Here is a 15,766-nt window from a genome sequence, read left to right as displayed (position 1 = left end):
CCTGTGGTGTGAGTGTTCGATGGATAGGTCAGCCTTTGAGTTTTGCCATGTAAGCTCGCCATCCGCCGAGCGCGGTTATCTCTTCAGCGTCCTTTGTCGCGCGCGGCTCGGCGACAAAGCCTTTTACCTGTTCGCCGCTGGCTAGCATAACCGTGCCTATGGCCAAAGGCGGCGGGACTTCGGCAACGAAGCTTCCGAAGGCGGCGGCATCGAGCTCATAGACTTCAACTTCAATGGCGGCGCCTTCCTCATCATGGATCAGGGCCGGCTTGGGTGGAACGCTGTTTGCCATGGCAAAGAGTTTGTAAGTCTTAGCCGTCGTTGTTTTTTCAACAAATTTAGCGTTACGCGAAGTCAGTTGCCAGTGTAGCGGCATGCCCTCAAGATGGGCGCCCACGACGCTGAGTTTTATCGTGTCCATGCGAAATTCCTGAGTGAGATCGAGTTCGGGTACGGGGTAGGTGGTGTGTCCCCTCCACTGGGAGGCGAGCGTCAAAAGGGCACGATCAGTGCCGGCCGGGCCCATGAAGGTGATGCCAAAGCCCGTTGCGTTTGGGCGAAAGCCCGCGGGAACGGCGATGGCCGCCATGTCGAGTAGATTGACGAAATTTGTGTAGAGCCCAAGATTGGCATTCAACGCAAAAGGCTGGGCCAGCATCTCACGCACGCGGTAAATGGTTGGCGTTGTCGGCAGCATGAGGGCATCAATCTGGTCCCACATCTGATCGGCATAGCGCTTGAAGCCTGCCAGCTGATAAATACCGTCAAACGTCTCAACGGCGCTGACGGTCAGGCCGCCCTCGACGATGCTGCGCACGGTAGGATCGATAGAACCCGCAGACGATTTGAGAAACGCCTTGATCGCGGCGGTGCGTTCGGCCACCCAGGGACCGGAATAAAGCAGAGCCGCCGCCGCGCTCAGGGGGGCAAGGTCGATCTCAATAAGGTCGAAACCCATCTGTTTAAGCCGCTCGAGCGCCTTTGCGTAGAGGTATTCTGAGTGGATGTCCCCGCACCAGTTCAGCTGTGCGGCCACGCCGATACGTTGCATCGGGTGCTCAATCTGGGCCAGGTCACGCGAAAAATCGTCCCCCGGATCGTAGCCGGAAACGACGTCGTCGATGAGCGCGGCATCTTCCGGAGCCTCGGTAAACACGCTGATGCAGTCAAGTGTGCGGCAGGCTGGCACGAGGCCAGTCGTGCTCCAGCGACCTTTTGTGGGTTTAAAGCCGGTCAGGTGGTTAAACGCGGCCGGGACCCGGCCGGATCCGGCCGTGTCCGTTCCAAAAGCAAACGCCACCAGTCCGGCAGCGGTTGCCACCGCTGACCCTGAACTTGACCCCCCGCTGATATACGCCCGGTTAAATACGCATCTTGGGGCGCCATAAGGGCTTCGGCTGCCATTGAGGCCAGTGGCGAACTGATCGAGGTTGGTCTTTCCGACCAAGATGGCGCCAGCGTCCAAAGCTTTTTGAACAAGGCGCGCGTTTTGAGGCGGCCAATAGGCATAGTCAGGACAGCCCGCAGTCGTCTCAAAGCCTAAAGCGTCGATATTGTCTTTCACCGCAAACGGCACGCCTGCAAGCGGCAAATGCTCTCCGGCCGCGACGCGTGTGTCGATTTCACGGGCCTTCTGACGAAGCGTATCCCCATCAGCTCGACTGATCCAGGCCTGTGGCTGAAGGGTGTCGTAGGCTGAAAGACGCTCTATCACCCCCTCAATAACCGCCAACGCCGTCGTCTGCCCGCTACGCACAGCCTGCGCAATATGGCGGGCACTTAATCGTTCAAGGGCTGCTCCCATCAGACCGCCTCCAGGGCCAGAAGTGGCGCGCCGGGGCCGATCGCCTTGCCCTGATCGACATAGACCGCGCGCACAATGCCCTTATGGGGCGCACCGATCCCGCATTCGGTTTTCATGGCCTCGATCACCGCGATGATTGTGCCCTTCTCAACCACGTCACCCGGTTTGACGTTTAATTTCCAGATCGAACCGCCAAAGGGAGCCTCAATCAATTCGCTGCCTAAAGGGGCAATGACGGCTTCAGTTTCCTCGTCTTTCGAGGTGTCGGCCGTCAGGGCGGCGACGCGGTCAAATTCGCCTCGTGCCTGCCACTCTTCGCGCTCAGCCTGGAAGGCGGCCTCCCGCTTCCTTTGAAACGCGCCGATGCTATCCGCATTGTCACTAAGAAAGGCACGATAGTCCTTCAGCCGGAAGACACTGTCCTCCACCTTGATGGCGCGGCGCCCCAGCGGGAAGTCGCGCCGCCACTCGGTGAGTTCCTCGTGGCTGACCGGGAAGAAGCGGATCTGGTCGAAAAAGCGCAAAAGCCAGGGCTTGCCGTCAACGAAAGCGTCTGTCTGGCGGTAGGTATTCCACACCTGGATTGTGCGGCCAAACAACTGGTATCCGCCAGGGCCTTCCATGCCGTAGATGCACATGTAAGCGCCGCCTATGCCCACCACGTTGGGCGGCGTCCAGGTGCGCGCGGGGTTATACTTGGTCGTCACAAGGCGATGTCGCGGGTCAAGAGGTGTGGCAACGGGGGCACCAAGGTACACATCGCCCAGTCCCATCACGAGGTAATGGGCATCAAACACGGTCCGCCTGACATCATCGGTATGCTCAAGGCCGTTCACCCGGCGAATGAACTCGATATTGTCAGGACACCACGGGGCGTCGTCACGAACCGAGGCGATGTACTTATCGATCGTCTGATAAATGGCCGGGTCAGCGTAGGATAGAGGCAGGTGGACGATGCGCGACGGGATTTCAAAATCATCGAGCGTGCCTAGCCGGTCCTCGGCCGATTGCAGCGCGTCGAGCAGTATCGACTGGGACAGAATGCGGCTGTCGAAATGGACCTGGATCGAGCGGATGCCTGGGGTGACGTCAATAATGCCGGGAAGTTTCAGGGCCTCGATTTCCATGAGTAGGGCGTGCACGCGCAAACGCAGTTCGATGTCGAGGACGATAGGGCCATATTCCACCAAAAGGTGACGATCGCCCTGACGACGATAAACAACGGCCGGACGCTCACCCTGCGAGGCGATTGTGCGCAAGACAGGAGATGCACATGCCCTGTAGTCCGGGAGGGGGGGGGGCGTTTCAAGCGAAGAGATAAGCAAATCCTGCGCGGTTTCTGCCGCCACCGCGAAGGCATCGTCGACGGGCACAAAACGCACGCTGTCGCCGGGCGCTAGTTGCCCGACCTTCCAAAGATCGGCATGAATGATGACAAAAGGACACACAAATCCGCCAAGGGAGGGGCCATCAAGGCCCAGAATGATCGGCATGTCCCCGGTAAAGTCGACGGCCCCAATGGCATAGGCATTGTCGTGGATGTTTGACGGGTGCAATCCCGCCTCTCCACCATCCTTGCGAGCCCATTCAGGCTTCGGTCCGGACAACCGTATGCCGGTACGGTTGGAGTTATAGTGCACCTTCCATTGGGTTGAGGTAATCATCTCAATGTCGGAAGGCTTGAAGAAGTCCGGTGCGCCATGCGGGCCATAAAGGACATGAAGATCCCATTCGCGGGTGAGTTGGGGGCGAAGGCCCTCCGCCAGCGCGCCTTTGTCTGCATCACCTGCGGTCTTCAGGTGCAAGGTGTCACCGGTTGTCACACCGCGCCCGGCATGACCGCCGAACTCGCCCAGCACAAAGGCTGAGCGGCTACCGAGATAGGTCGGGACGTCAAAGCCACCGCTGACGAGGAGGTAGCCTCGAAGGCCTGCCCCTGTAACGCGCCCGATCTTTAGCGTCTGTCCCGCGGCAACGGCAAATGGGGCGTAAAAGGCCACAGGCTCGCCGTCCAGCGTGGCTTCAAATGCTGCACCCGTCAGGCAGAGTGTCGTTGCCGCATTGAAAGTCAGAGTGGGCCCGGCGGCCGTGAATTCGAGCCCTGCGGCATCCTGGCTATTACCCAAAAGGCGATTGCCGAGGCGAAACGCCAGCGAGTCCATAGGCCCGGATGGCGGCACACCGACGTCCCAGTAGCCCTGCCGGCCCGGATAGTCCTGAACCGTGGTCGCCGGGCCGCCAGACAGGACCTTGACCGTATTTGGCCTGTAGCTGATCTTGTCGAGCGCGCGGGTTGAGACCTTGCCGCTGACGAAGGCCTCAGACCGCACGACCGTGCGTAACCAATCGAGATTGGTTTCGATGCCCGCCAGAACCGTTCGGTCAAGGGCGTCTGACAGAGCACTCGCGGCCGTCTCGCGATCAGGCGCGGTGACGATCAGCTTTGCCAGCATGGGATCGTAATAGGCGCTGACATCGCTGCCCGATACGACCCAGCTATCGACGCGTGGCCCTTGCGGGAATTTCACGTCTATAAGTCTGCCCGACGAGGGCCTATACCCCTCAACGGGATCCTCGGCGTAGAGGCGCACCTGTATCGATGCACCCTCAGAGGGGGGGGTGGCGTTAAGGAAGCTGAAGTCATTAGCGGCGCCACGGATCATCCATTCAACAAGATCAACGCCGGTCACCTGTTCGGTGACCCCGTGTTCGACCTGAAGGCGGGTATTGACCTCAAGGAAAAAGAACTCGTCGCGATCTGCGTCATAAAGGAACTCTACCGTTCCTGCCGACCGGTAGCGGGCAGAAGACATCAGACGGATGGCAGCGTCAATCAACGCCTGACGCGTGGCGGCGGAAAGACCGGGTGCCGGGGTTTCTTCGACGACCTTCTGGTTGCGACGTTGTAAAGAGCAATCGCGTTCGCCAAGCGCGATAACATGGCCTTGTCCGTCGCCGAAAACCTGCACTTCAATGTGACGGGCGACGGCGACATAGCGTTCGAGGAATACACCGCCATCTCCGAAATTCCCTGCGCCGAGGCGGGCAACGGTGGTAAAGCCCTCCCGTACCTCAGCTTCACGCGTGCAGACCTTCATGCCGATGCCGCCGCCGCCAGCGGTGGCCTTGAGGATGACGGGATATCCGATAGCGCTGGCGGCGGAAACCGCGGCCTCCTCATCTGTCAGAAGGTCCGTGCCTGGCGCCAGGGGAACATTCAGAGCCTGCGCCATGTCGCGCGCGGTATGCTTTAAGCCAAAAGAGCGGATGTTATCGGTTGTAGGGCCAATAAAAACGATACCTTCCGCTTCGCAGCGTTCGGCAAAGGCGGTGTTTTCCGACAGAAATCCATAGCCCGGATGGATCGCCTGTGCGCCAGTATCGCGCGCCGCCTTGAGGATGGCGTCGATATTAAGATAGCTGTCGCGCGCAGGTGCTGGCCCGATATGTATCGCCTCGTCAGCTTCAGCGACATGCAAGGATCCGGCATCGGCGTCACTGAATACCGCTACAGAGCCGATACCCATGCGTTTAAGCGTGCGTATGATACGGCACGCGATTGCCCCACGGTTGGCAATCAGTACCTTAGTGAACAAAGGCCCGGCGTTAAGTGGCTTAGACATTTTGGGTAATGACCATACGAATGGGGGTGGGGTTAAAGCCGTTGCAGGGATTGTTGATCTGCGGGCAATTGGAGACGACGACTTCGACGTCCATGAGCGCTTCCAGGTCCACAGTCAGACCGGCAGCGGAAATCCCATCCACGATCCCCAAGGTCCCGTCGGCTTCAACGGGCACATTCATGAAGAAGTTGATGTTTGACACCATGTCACGTTTGCCGCGTCCGGCGGTTGCGTTGACAGTCAGGAAATTATCAACGCACGAATGCTGGGACTTGGTGTGATGCCCGTAACGCAGCGTATTGGACTCGCATGAGCACGCGCCGCCGATTGTGTCATGATAGGCGACCGAAGTGGCAATAATGCGCATCATCGGATTGCCTTCGTTGGATAAAAGCAGCGCGCCCTCGCGCAGGAACAGATTGCCCTGCGCGGCAATGGTGTCCTGTGCGCTATAACGTTCGGCGTCATCAAGCGCAGAGTAGATGAGGAAGTCGACCGCCTGATTGCCTTCCAGGTCGATGATACGCAGACGCTGTCCCGCCTTCACCTTATGTATCCAGGGGGCGAGGGCATCGACGATTTCGTCATAAAGGATGGTCTCGGACATGCTGGTCACCGTGCGTAATAGTCTTCAGTGTTGAGAAACGCGCGTAGAGCCTCAGGCGTAGAGGTTCGGATCGCATCATCCTCAGGTGTGATCTCGCCTTTCCACGCGGTCACGCGCACGGGCGTCACGTGGTAGCCGTCGCGAGGGTCCAGAACATGCGGGGTGTTGGCGAAGACGACAATAAGGTCCATCTCGGCGCGCAGGATCACTTGCCGACCCGCTGTAAAGGGGCCTATTTGTGGCGTGGTCGCGCCATCTTCCTCAACCTTCACGCCTTTAAACCAGTTGAGGCAAGGATGGACGTCCTTGCGCGAGAGGCCAAACTTGGCGACGCCCAGCATGAAACGGTCACGGGCATTGGGGTAGGGGCTGTGATTAAATCCCTGGCCGTACTTTCGGGCGTTAGAGGCCTGATTGGAGGCCCCGCAAAAGGCGTCATGAGTGCCAGCTGTGTCCGTCATGACCGAGAGCATAACGCGCCCCAGATCGGACAGAAGGACCTTGCCTTCACTGATATAGGCGTTCCACTGAACCTTTAGTGTATCGGCGATGTTGAGGCGCTCAGTGGGCATCTCGGCGTTGAAAGCGAGCATCGACACACACCCATCTGCGTCCAGATCAATGAGGCGCAGCCGCGTGCCGCGCGAGAGCCGTTTGGCGCTATAGCCGCCGCTGGCGAGGGTCTCCTCCCACACAACGCGTACGCCCTCAGGCACATCCTCTGCAGTTGCGGGTAGGGTCGGCATGGCCGCGACACGCGTGCCAGCCTGGGCACGTGCGTGCTCACGCGCCCCTTTCGGATCGGCGGTAGTCATCGAGTATCCTTGATAATCAGATAGCGAAAGTGGTCGTGGCCTATCCTGCCCTGGCCACCGATGGTGATGTGGGTGGCGCGATGTCCGGTGCCAGGTGATCATGAAGAGGCGGAAGCAGCGCCGCCGTCGTTACCAGCTTGACCTGTACCATCCCGCGGATTCGTCGAAAGGCGTCACACAGATCGTCAAGCTGCGAGGGGGGGCCCTGAACGAGAAGGACTTCAAGAGACTGATCGTTCTCAAGAAAAACGTGCTGCGAAGAAATGACTTCCTTCAGGAAATCACGCTGTTTCTGAGCCACGCGGTGACGAACCATGCCGGAGTCAGAGGCGTAGACAAGCGTTACAGTCCCGGCCACGACATCGTCCGGGCGCATGCGCTCAGCGTGTTCAGCAACGGCACCGCGGATCAGTTCGGTCATGGCGCTGGAGCGGGACGGCAGGCCGCGATCAGCCACCATTTTATCGAAAGAATCGAGCAGCGAACCGGGCAGACTCATGCTGAGCCGGGCCAGATGATCGGTCTCGGTTTCAGACATGGCCGAACACCCTATACGTTATTACGAAATTTGTAAATCGTAATATTCCATAACGACAGACTTTGAAAGAAAATAACAATTACAATCCGTTACAATCTCGTGTTTGGACTGTGGATTGTTTTGCGGCATTCAATAGCTCTGGTGCGGCGCAACATCTGACGATGGACGAGCGCTGAGATCCAGAGTGAATTTGCACCGGTCTTTGAGGGGATACAGATGACCATTTCTCGACGCATAATTCTGGCGGGACTTCTTGCCACCACCTCAGCGGTTTCTCTGGCTGCCTGCAGCAAGCCAAAGGACGCGCCCAAGAAAGCGACCGGAAAAACCGAGTTTACTATCGGCTGGTCCATCTATGCGGGCTGGATGCCCTGGCCCTATGCGGCGCAGGCGGGGATCGTGAAGAAGTGGGCGGACGAGTACGGCCTCACTATCAATATCCTGCAGATCAATGACTATGTGGAATCGGTCAATCAGTTCACGGCAGGCAAGCTCGACGGTGTCACGGTTGCGAGTATGGATGCTCTGACCATACCCGCCGCTGGCGGCAAGGATACCACGGCCGTTATCGTGGGCGACTATTCTAACGGAAATGACGGCATTGTCGCCAAATCCGCCAAGACGGTTGCGGATCTGAAGGGGGCGCGTGTCAATCTCGTTGAACTGTCAGTCTCGCATTATCTTCTGGCGCGCGCACTGGAATCTGCCGGTCTGAAAATGACCGACGTCAAAACCGTGAATACGTCAGATGCCGACATTGTCGGCGCCTATGCCTCTGCCGACGTGCAGAACGTGGCAACATGGAATCCGCAGCTTGGCGAATTGAAGAAGACCAAGGGCACATCCCTAATCTTCGATTCTTCCAAAATTCCCGGTGAGATCCTCGATCTTCTCGTAGTCGATACCGCGCTTTTGGCCGCAACGCCTGATTTAGGTAAGGCGTTGACAGGCATCTGGTACGAAACCCTGGCTCTTATGGCCGCGAAGACGCCGCAAGGTGCGGCGGCGCGCGCTGCGATGGCGAGCCTTGCGGGTGCAACGCCCGAAGACTACGAGTCTCAGCTGTCTACAACCTTCCTTTACTACACACCGAAAGATGCCCTGAAAGCCATAGAGGATCCGCAACTTGCCACCATAATGGACCGTGTGCGCCAGTTCAGCTTCTCTCAGGGCCTCTTCGGTCCCGGTGCATCGTCCGTCGATGCTATTGGCATTTCTCTGCCAGGCAAGACGCTTGGGTCTTCTGACAATATCAAGCTCCGCTTCGACCCGACATGGACGAAGCTGGCGGCCGAGAACGCCTTGTAAGCGCACTGATGCGTCGCCTGATCAACATAAAGCCCGGGCAGGGGGCCGCGTTCATGCTGGGCGCGCTGCCCCTGATCGCAATCTTTCTCCTCTACGTCCAGGCGGCGGCAGAGCGCAGTGCCGCCAATGCGGCAGACAAGCTTTTGCCTACGCTGGACAAGATGGGCGAAAGCCTGTCGCGCGTCGCATTTCATCCTGATGTGCTGACGGGCAAGGTGCTTATCCTATCCGATACGATCGCCAGTCTGCAGCGCCTGGGGGTCGGGATCGGGATTGCCACAGTGGTGGCGCTCGTGCTCGGCCTGGCCTTGGGTGTTGTCCCCCTTGTACGCGCAACATTGGCGCCAATCATTGCAACCATAGCCGTCATTCCGCCGATCGCCGTCTTGCCCATCCTGTTCATCGTTTTTGGCCTGGGCGAAACCTCAAAAATCGTTCTGATCGCCGTGGGGATCGCGCCCTTAATGATACGCGATCTGGCCGCGCATGTGGCGGCACTTCCTAACGAACAGATCTTAAAAGCGCAGACCCTGGGGGCCAGTACCTGGCAGCTCACTCTGCGTGTGGCCTTGCCTCAGGCCTTGCCGCGCCTTATCGACAGTTTGCGTTTGTCGCTGGGGCCGGCCTGGGTGTTCTTAATCTCCGCCGAAGCGATCGCCTCTGATGTCGGGCTTGGCTATCGCATCTTTCTGGTGCGACGGTATCTTTCGATGGATATCATTCTGCCCTACGTGGCGTGGATTGCCCTTCTGGCGCTGCTTATGGATGTCATCCTGCGTGGTATCAGTCGCGAAGTCTTCCCCTGGTATCATGGGAAGGGCAAATGAGCGAAATTCTCACCTTCAAGGATATTTGGGTCGAGTACGGTGAAAAGATCGTACTTGAGCGTGTGTCTCTCTCTATTTCTGAGGGAAGCTTCGTCTCTATTGTGGGCCCCTCAGGTGCGGGCAAGAGTACCTTTTTGCGACTGGCGCTAGGCCAGGAAGCCCCAACACGCGGGCAGGTGATGCTCGACGGCAAAGCCCTTTTGCCCCAGTGCGACCCCGATCGCGGTGTGGTCTTTCAGCGTTACTCCGTCTATCCGCACCTGACCGCATTGCAAAATGTGCTCCTGGGCCTGGAGTTCGCTAAGTCCCCCTTTCTTGGCCGGCTTTATGGAAAGGCACGACGCGATGCCATTCAGACCGCGACCGATATGCTGACGGCCGTCGGTTTGCAGCATAATCTCAACATATATCCGAGCGCCTTATCCGGGGGGATGCAGCAGAGACTGGCTATTGCACAGGCACTCGTCAAGCATCCGCGCGTCCTACTCCTTGATGAGCCATTTGGCGCCCTTGATCCTGAGATCAGGCTTGAGATGCACGATCTCATCTTGCGTCTTTGGGCGCAGCACGGGCTGACCATTTTGATGGTCACCCACGATCTCCAGGAGGCCTTCAAGCTCGCTACCCGTGTCATCAAGGTCGATAAACGCCGCCACGACCCTCACGCCCCCCACCGGTATGGGTCTGGGATCATCAGCGATGTCACCCCCGATAAGACGAAGCCCGTTCCCCTCGACGTGACCACACTTCTTCTGCCCTCCTCTGATGAGGTCTAACCCTATGTCCAGTGACGAAAAGGCGGCGTTCTCAGGCCTTCAGTTTTCCCGCCTCAGCCTGATACAAGACCTGATGAGATTGATGATACGGGTCTGGCAGGGGATTTTTGGCCGCTAGAGCGCTGCGAAATCACCGGCGTGGAAAGGCTATTTTACCGAAGCTTTAGGACGAAACATTTTCTGAAGCCGCGCAGCCTCTATCGGTGACAAAAGCCGTCTATGAGGAAAGGCCGCATTGAGACCGGCGACAATGCTGAACACGCCACCCCTGCAAAGCAAGGATCAGAACCTGTCACGGCTCGCTGAGCTCAGGATCTGATCGCACCAGAGGCGAGGTGCGTCCGGCAGGGATTTGACAACTATATTATGTGTATGTGTAAGCGGAACAAAGGCGATCTTTTGGGTACACGCCTTCCCTTCGGCTTTTGTAACGGCAAGAACCGAAAAGCGCTCACAAGAGGCACAGTATGTCGCGTACCCGCTTCGTTTTTAGAAGTTTCACTACGGCCTTCGCTCTGATGGCTTGCGTTTTGGCTTCCTGTGGCGGTGGAGGTGGCGGTTCTACGCCCGCCACGGCCGTACCTGCCTCCTCCGCTTCTTCAACAGCCTCCACAAGCTCATCTGCCAGCGTGAGCGCCTCTTCGTCATCGTCCACGCCTGCGTCTGGCGCGGTCGAAAAGCCGGGCTATACCCTCACCTTCAATGATGAGTTCGACGCGCTCGACGTTTCTGCCAACGGCCCGGGCACAAGGTGGACCGCACATACCCCCTGGCACGGTGATTTTGGTGACGCGCTTTTTGCAGACCCGGTCGCGGGATTTCCATTCACCGTCGAAAACGGCATCTTACGTATTGAGGCGCGAAAGCGGCCAGACGGAAAATGGGAGTCCGGCCTTCTTGCGAGCGTGGACGCTAAAAATGTCGGGTTCAAGCAGCAGTACGGCTATTTTGAAATGCGGGCCAAACTGCCGTCAGGCGAGGGCGTGTGGCCCGCGTTCTGGCTCGATAGCATGATCCCGCCGCAATTCGAGGATCCGAGCCTCGAAATCGATGTCTTGGAGTATTATGGACAGTTCAATGACATCTATCACTCTACCGTCACCGTCTGGCCGAAGGATCGAACCCAGATAAGCCCTTTCTGGAATACTCAGATCCCGGTCAGAGCCAATAGCCTTACAACTGACTTCCATGTCTGGGGCGTATCGGTCGAACCCGACTGGATCATCTTCTATCTGGATGGGGCTGAAACGTGGCGCACAAAGACGCCCGACACCCACAAACATGAGATGATGATCCTCGTAAATCTTGCTCTGGGCGGCGGATGGCCGATCACGAACACGCCAAACCCATCCTACATGTATGTGGACTATATTCGCGCTTACAAAAAGGTCACCTGACGCAAACGCGTTGTCCGTCAGATATCGAAAACGCGTTCGCGGTCAACGAGGTTGCGCACGGAAATATTGAGGTCTGTGACATGTCCGTTGGCGATGGAATATACCCACCCGTGGATCGCCACCGGCTGGCCTTCACGCCAGGCATTCAGAATGATGGGGTTGGTAGCAACATTTCGGACCTGGGCGATCACATTGAGTTCGCACAGGCGGTCAACGCGCTTGTCCTGACTGTCGCACGCCTCGAGTTCATGGCGGTGATCATGCGCAACGTCGCGAATAGGCGACAGCCAGTGATCAATAAGACCGTGGTCTGTGGATTCAATCGCGGCTCGCACGCCGCCGCATCCATAATGACCGACCACAAGGACGTGCTTAATCTTCAGGACATTGACCGCGTACTGCAGCACGCTCAGATAGTTCGCATCCTGCTGGGGCGCGAGATTGGCCACGTTGCGGTGTACGAAAAGCTCGCCGGGATCGAGGTTGACAATTTCGTTCGCCGGAACGCGTGAGTCTGAGCAGCCGATCCACAGATATTCCGGGTGTTGCTGACGAACGAGACGCGAAAAAAAGTCAGGATCAACGCGTGTCTTTTCGAGGGACCAGCGGCGGTTGTTTTCGATAAGATGTTGAACCATGTCTGCCTTGATCCTTACGCAACGCATTGCGCATTAGAAGCCGAAGGCATCCCGGTCAAGTCCTTTTGGGCTAAGGGTTACCTGCCACCGACGCCAGCAGCGCACCAATGGCCGCCAGACCGGCATCGGCCTTTTGCCCCGCCGCGGACAGAGAACCCGTCATAAAATATAAAATCAATGTGAGTGCGCCCACGAGACCCAGAAGCGTTTCACACAACCGGATAATGAATTTCCCCGCATCAAAATGGGCTGTAGGTTTATATGAGTCCTGCATTGTCATTCCCCCGGCCATTGGCAGGGCGAAGTCTAATCCCCCAGTGGGCTCTGGCAAGTGTTTTATGATCTACAATGGAGCTGCCGTTGACGCGCGTTTGTCTGGTGATTGGACGTTTCCACCCTCTGACCCTGCGCTGTGAGGCCTTGCTGAAAGCAAAGTGTGAGGCAGGCTTTGATGTTAAGGTCTGTATCATAGGGGCCAATGCGCCCCGATCGCATCGTTACCCTTTCACCGCTGAAGAGCAGATAGCCATGATAAAGGTGGCAGGGTTTGAGGCCATTGCCATCGAAGAGGTGCTGGGTCGGCAGGCGCGACATGCGCAGTTTGTCAGTGTTGCGCCTGAGGCAGATATCCTTCTTTTTGATGACGCCTATGGCCGGTTCCTCCAAGAGGACTGGTCGGGTGGCTCGGTGGAAGCTGTGGCTGCACCGAATTTGTCGGAAATGGAGATGGCCAAAAACCGACTGCTTGAGTCAGGCACCTTTGAGTACGTTTCTGAAGCCGTCGGACAGATATGCGATCAGTCTTTAAGTCCTGAGATGCGCGCTCCGCTTTGGCAGGAGCAATGCTATATTTCTGAGTACAGAAAGAGCTGGGTGGCTGCGCCCTATCCTCCCGTTCTTGTAACGGCGGATATCCTTATTCAGTGTGTCGACAAGGTACTTCTGATCCAAAGAGGAGGCATGCCGGGAAAAGGTCTGTGGGCGCTGCCCGGCGGATTTCTTGATGCCGATGAGACGCTTTTTGAGGCCGCTTTCAGAGAGTTGCGGGAAGAGACCGGTTTAGATCTCCCGTATGAAGTGGCGAAAGCCTCTCTTGTCCGCAACCGCGTCTTTGATGATCCGAGCCGTAGCTCGAGGGGTCGCACTGTGACCCATGCGTTTTATTTTGATCTGACGGGGCAGACGATGAATGAACTTCGAGCCGGAGATGACGCGGCTGCCCTAAAATGGGTGAGCACGGAGGAGGCGCTGACTATGCGCTCTCAGATGTTTGAGGACCACTTTCTGATGCTGGAGTACCTTCTGACGGAGGGAGATGAGCGGTCGTTCGATTGACGGCTGACGAATTTCCCCTTTCGGGCGATTTTGGCGCGCCCTGTCGCGTCCCTTTCGCCCTGGCCTTGTGCGGCCTACCCAGTTTATGGGGTGTGGGCAGAAAATCTGTTGTGCGCCGCGAAAAAGGGGTTAACGTCTCGTTATTCATTGAGTTTTTTGAAACAAGTTCATTTTTTCTCGAGAAGGGTCACCCTGGCGGTGACCTTTTTTTTGCTCTTGACTTGTTCATCCAGACAAAATGCGGCCAATATCCCTGTTAAAGGGTAAGCCATTCTTCAGATCCTACGTCTCAGGAGCATCGCATTGAACGCACCCAACCCCGTCGATGTTCACGTGGGACAGCGTATTCGGGCGCGCCGCAAAGAGTTGGGTATGAGCCAGGGCGAACTGGCGAGGAACCTCGGTCTGACCTTTCAGCAGGTGCAGAAATACGAACGGGGTTTCAATCGTATAAGTGCGTCAAAAATGCATGATGCGGCCCGAGCTCTGGCAGTTCCGATAGATTATTTCTTTGAAGGCACAGAACTTGGGGGAGAGTTCAGCCAGTCCGAAAGTGAGATATCCGTCTCTCACTTCCTTTTGACGAAGGAAGGCACCGAACTTTCCTCGTACTTTTCCAAGCTGACGGCCAATCAGCGAAAGGCCATCATGGCTCTCGTCCGCAACCTCAGCCTTGACTATTAGCGGACAGTCGCCCGCGTTCGGCGTTTAGCATGCCTATAAACAGGGCGACCAGGAGCATGTAACCCGACCAGAAGCCATTGTTTAAAAAATAGGCACGGAATTCTGTTGGTGGCGAGATTTCAGATGCGAAATGGCCTGTTGTTCCTAGCAGCGCGCAAGCTGATGCTAGCAGTAGCCACAACTTTCTTGTCCTCTCTGAAAGCCAAATCAGGCAAATTGTGGCTACGACGTCAACAAGCGTGGTGCCCGGGTCTAAGCCGATCACGCCTACCGACTGCACCATCGGAGTGAGCGACCAGCCCACAAAAATGATGAGGGCGCTTAGGCGTTCCGCTACTCCACCCCGCCAAAGAGCCCAAATCACGAGGGCCGCCATCAAAAAGTGTCCTGTCCAAGCCCATAAATCCACGGTTCCCAGGTCTAGCGTCACGCGCTCTCCCGCGTATTCTCTACGACCAGAAGGCCCTTGGGCTTGGTTGTAAACTTGTCTTCGCCTGTCCCAACGGCCACTGTGCTGTATCCCAATTGACCCTTCACAGCGTTGAGTTGGCCGTGCGCGCATAGTATCGAAGATCTCGCCTCGGAGAGTGCCGTCATAGTCGCAACGAGGCTGGTCATGGCCTCGTCTCCGATCTCCAGCGCAATCTGCTCTTCCATTCTTGTGCGCCCGAGATAGCTGATAAGATCGGCAACGTCACAGATCGCCGTCTCAATCGCGCCCTCAGCCTGAATAAGGCGGGCTGCACCTGTTCTCACAATTTCTGCTCTTTTCATGTCTGCTTTCCTTTGATCCGGCCGGTGCTCCGGCCTTTAGGGGATGATCCCGTTAAGGGTTTGAAGCATATGCGCACTGACAAACAGGAGCGAACTCGCCGACAGGCCCAGCCCAATGGCAAGGAGCACAAGGGTGATCAGCCACTGAGTTGTGCTGGTCGTTTTGAGCCTCTTCTCGAATGCCGCCCATTTGGTCACTGGCGATTTGTGATCCGCCATCGAAGACACGGGCAGGACGACCGGGCCAGAAAGGCTGTTAGACACTTCTGGGCGATCATCATTCACGGACTGAGCGGTGACCGCTCCTACCTCACCATGCATGGCACCGGGATCAACGGAAATCCTCTTTGAGGGAGGTCCTTCTTCACGGATGAGGGCCGCGGCTGCGGAGGACGTGCATCCATATTCATGTTCTGCGAAAGCCCGCGCGGCGGCCCGGGTTGTCGTCTCACCGAGTTTCTGGCAGGCGCTGTTGGCGTGTGTTTTGACGGTGGTCACTTCAATATGCAGTTCACGCGCGATCTCCTTCTGGGTGTGACCAGTAAGGGTGAGGCGTAAAACCTGTTTCTCCCTTGGGGAAAGCTTGGTGATTCCGATCTTTGGGTGCGACATTTTCGGTTACTTTGCGGGCATAAGCGAA

Annotated in this window: 16 protein-coding genes; 6 read left to right on the top strand and 10 right to left on the bottom strand. The window is 57.2% G+C overall.

Annotation, left to right across the window (positions count from 1 at the left end; translation table 11 throughout):
- Window positions 1-28: 28 nt before the first annotated feature.
- The 5 genes from atzF to AACH73_RS10925 are packed head-to-tail and all read right to left on the bottom strand — an operon-like array spanning window position 29 to window position 7,387.
- On the bottom strand, window positions 29-1,804 hold the full coding sequence (atzF, locus tag AACH73_RS10945; RefSeq protein ID WP_338734967.1) for an allophanate hydrolase: 1,776 nt from the start codon (window positions 1,802-1,804) through the stop codon (window positions 29-31).
- The gene (uca, locus tag AACH73_RS10940; RefSeq protein ID WP_338734966.1) at window positions 1,804-5,427 is read right to left on the bottom strand and encodes an urea carboxylase; all 3,624 of its coding nucleotides are present in this window, start codon (window positions 5,425-5,427) and stop codon (window positions 1,804-1,806) included. The genes atzF and uca overlap by 1 nt, the downstream gene beginning before the upstream one ends.
- Entirely contained in the window at window positions 5,420-6,034 is a 615-nt protein-coding gene (locus AACH73_RS10935; protein ID WP_338734965.1) for an urea amidolyase associated protein UAAP2, read from the bottom strand. Before AACH73_RS10935 ends, uca begins: the two co-directional genes overlap by 8 nt.
- Before the next feature lie 5 nt (window positions 6,035-6,039).
- Window positions 6,040-6,849: an urea amidolyase associated protein UAAP1 gene (locus AACH73_RS10930; protein WP_338734964.1), complete on the bottom strand. Its 810-nt coding sequence runs from the start codon at window positions 6,847-6,849 to the stop codon at window positions 6,040-6,042.
- Window positions 6,850-6,889: 40 nt separating this feature from the next.
- Window positions 6,890-7,387 carry a CopG family ribbon-helix-helix protein gene (locus AACH73_RS10925; RefSeq protein WP_338734963.1) on the bottom strand — a complete coding sequence of 166 codons (498 nt, stop codon included), beginning with the start codon at window positions 7,385-7,387 and terminating at the stop codon, window positions 6,890-6,892.
- A 216-nt stretch (window positions 7,388-7,603) separates the two neighbouring features.
- Here AACH73_RS10925 and AACH73_RS10920 point away from each other — a divergent pair, with 216 nt between their 5' ends.
- The 4 genes from AACH73_RS10920 to AACH73_RS10905 all read left to right on the top strand — a co-directional run bounded on the left by AACH73_RS10920 (window position 7,604) and on the right by AACH73_RS10905 (window position 11,695).
- On the top strand, window positions 7,604-8,695 hold the full coding sequence (locus AACH73_RS10920) for a putative urea ABC transporter substrate-binding protein (RefSeq protein WP_338734962.1): 1,092 nt from the start codon (window positions 7,604-7,606) through the stop codon (window positions 8,693-8,695).
- Between the two features lie 8 nt (window positions 8,696-8,703).
- A complete protein-coding gene (locus AACH73_RS10915) occupies window positions 8,704-9,522 on the top strand; it encodes an ABC transporter permease (RefSeq protein ID WP_272739638.1) in 819 nt (272 codons plus the stop codon).
- The gene (locus tag AACH73_RS10910) at window positions 9,519-10,298 is read left to right on the top strand and encodes an ATP-binding cassette domain-containing protein (protein ID WP_338734960.1); all 780 of its coding nucleotides are present in this window, start codon (window positions 9,519-9,521) and stop codon (window positions 10,296-10,298) included. The genes AACH73_RS10915 and AACH73_RS10910 overlap by 4 nt, the downstream gene beginning before the upstream one ends.
- A gap of 467 nt (window positions 10,299-10,765) precedes the next feature.
- Window positions 10,766-11,695: a glycoside hydrolase family 16 protein gene (locus tag AACH73_RS10905; RefSeq protein WP_338734959.1), complete on the top strand. Its 930-nt coding sequence runs from the start codon at window positions 10,766-10,768 to the stop codon at window positions 11,693-11,695.
- A gap of 17 nt (window positions 11,696-11,712) precedes the next feature.
- Here AACH73_RS10905 and AACH73_RS10900 read toward each other — a convergent pair whose 3' ends face one another.
- Window positions 11,713-12,333 carry a carbonic anhydrase gene (locus AACH73_RS10900; RefSeq protein ID WP_338734958.1) on the bottom strand — a complete coding sequence of 207 codons (621 nt, stop codon included), beginning with the start codon at window positions 12,331-12,333 and terminating at the stop codon, window positions 11,713-11,715.
- A gap of 70 nt (window positions 12,334-12,403) precedes the next feature.
- Window positions 12,404-12,607, bottom strand: coding sequence for a hypothetical protein (locus AACH73_RS10895; RefSeq protein ID WP_338734957.1), 204 nt, complete (start codon window positions 12,605-12,607; stop codon window positions 12,404-12,406).
- A 74-nt stretch (window positions 12,608-12,681) separates the two neighbouring features.
- Here AACH73_RS10895 and AACH73_RS10890 point away from each other — a divergent pair, with 74 nt between their 5' ends.
- Together AACH73_RS10890 and AACH73_RS10885 are read left to right on the top strand one after the other, a co-directional pair.
- The gene (locus AACH73_RS10890; protein WP_338734956.1) at window positions 12,682-13,668 is read left to right on the top strand and encodes an NUDIX domain-containing protein; all 987 of its coding nucleotides are present in this window, start codon (window positions 12,682-12,684) and stop codon (window positions 13,666-13,668) included.
- Window positions 13,669-13,971: 303 nt separating this feature from the next.
- Entirely contained in the window at window positions 13,972-14,352 is a 381-nt protein-coding gene (locus tag AACH73_RS10885) for a helix-turn-helix transcriptional regulator (RefSeq protein ID WP_272739632.1), read from the top strand.
- On the opposite strand, the gene AACH73_RS10880 is transcribed toward AACH73_RS10885, so the two are convergent.
- The 3 genes from AACH73_RS10880 to AACH73_RS10870 are packed head-to-tail and all read right to left on the bottom strand — an operon-like array spanning window position 14,336 to window position 15,738.
- Window positions 14,336-14,782, bottom strand: a complete 447-nt coding sequence (locus AACH73_RS10880) for a hypothetical protein (RefSeq protein ID WP_338734955.1) — start codon at window positions 14,780-14,782, stop codon at window positions 14,336-14,338. The two genes, AACH73_RS10885 and AACH73_RS10880, sit on opposite strands and share 17 nt — an antisense overlap.
- On the bottom strand, window positions 14,779-15,126 hold the full coding sequence (locus AACH73_RS10875; RefSeq protein WP_338734954.1) for a hypothetical protein: 348 nt from the start codon (window positions 15,124-15,126) through the stop codon (window positions 14,779-14,781). Before AACH73_RS10875 ends, AACH73_RS10880 begins: the two co-directional genes overlap by 4 nt.
- A gap of 36 nt (window positions 15,127-15,162) precedes the next feature.
- Entirely contained in the window at window positions 15,163-15,738 is a 576-nt protein-coding gene (locus AACH73_RS10870) for a helix-turn-helix transcriptional regulator (protein ID WP_338734953.1), read from the bottom strand.
- Window positions 15,739-15,766 lie beyond the last annotated feature (28 nt).

It is taken from the genome of Asticcacaulis sp. DW145 (genome assembly GCF_037101385.1).
In the GTDB taxonomy this organism is placed as follows: Bacteria; Pseudomonadota; Alphaproteobacteria; order Caulobacterales; family Caulobacteraceae; genus Asticcacaulis; species Asticcacaulis currens.
This window is presented reverse-complemented; position numbering and strand designations above follow the sequence as displayed.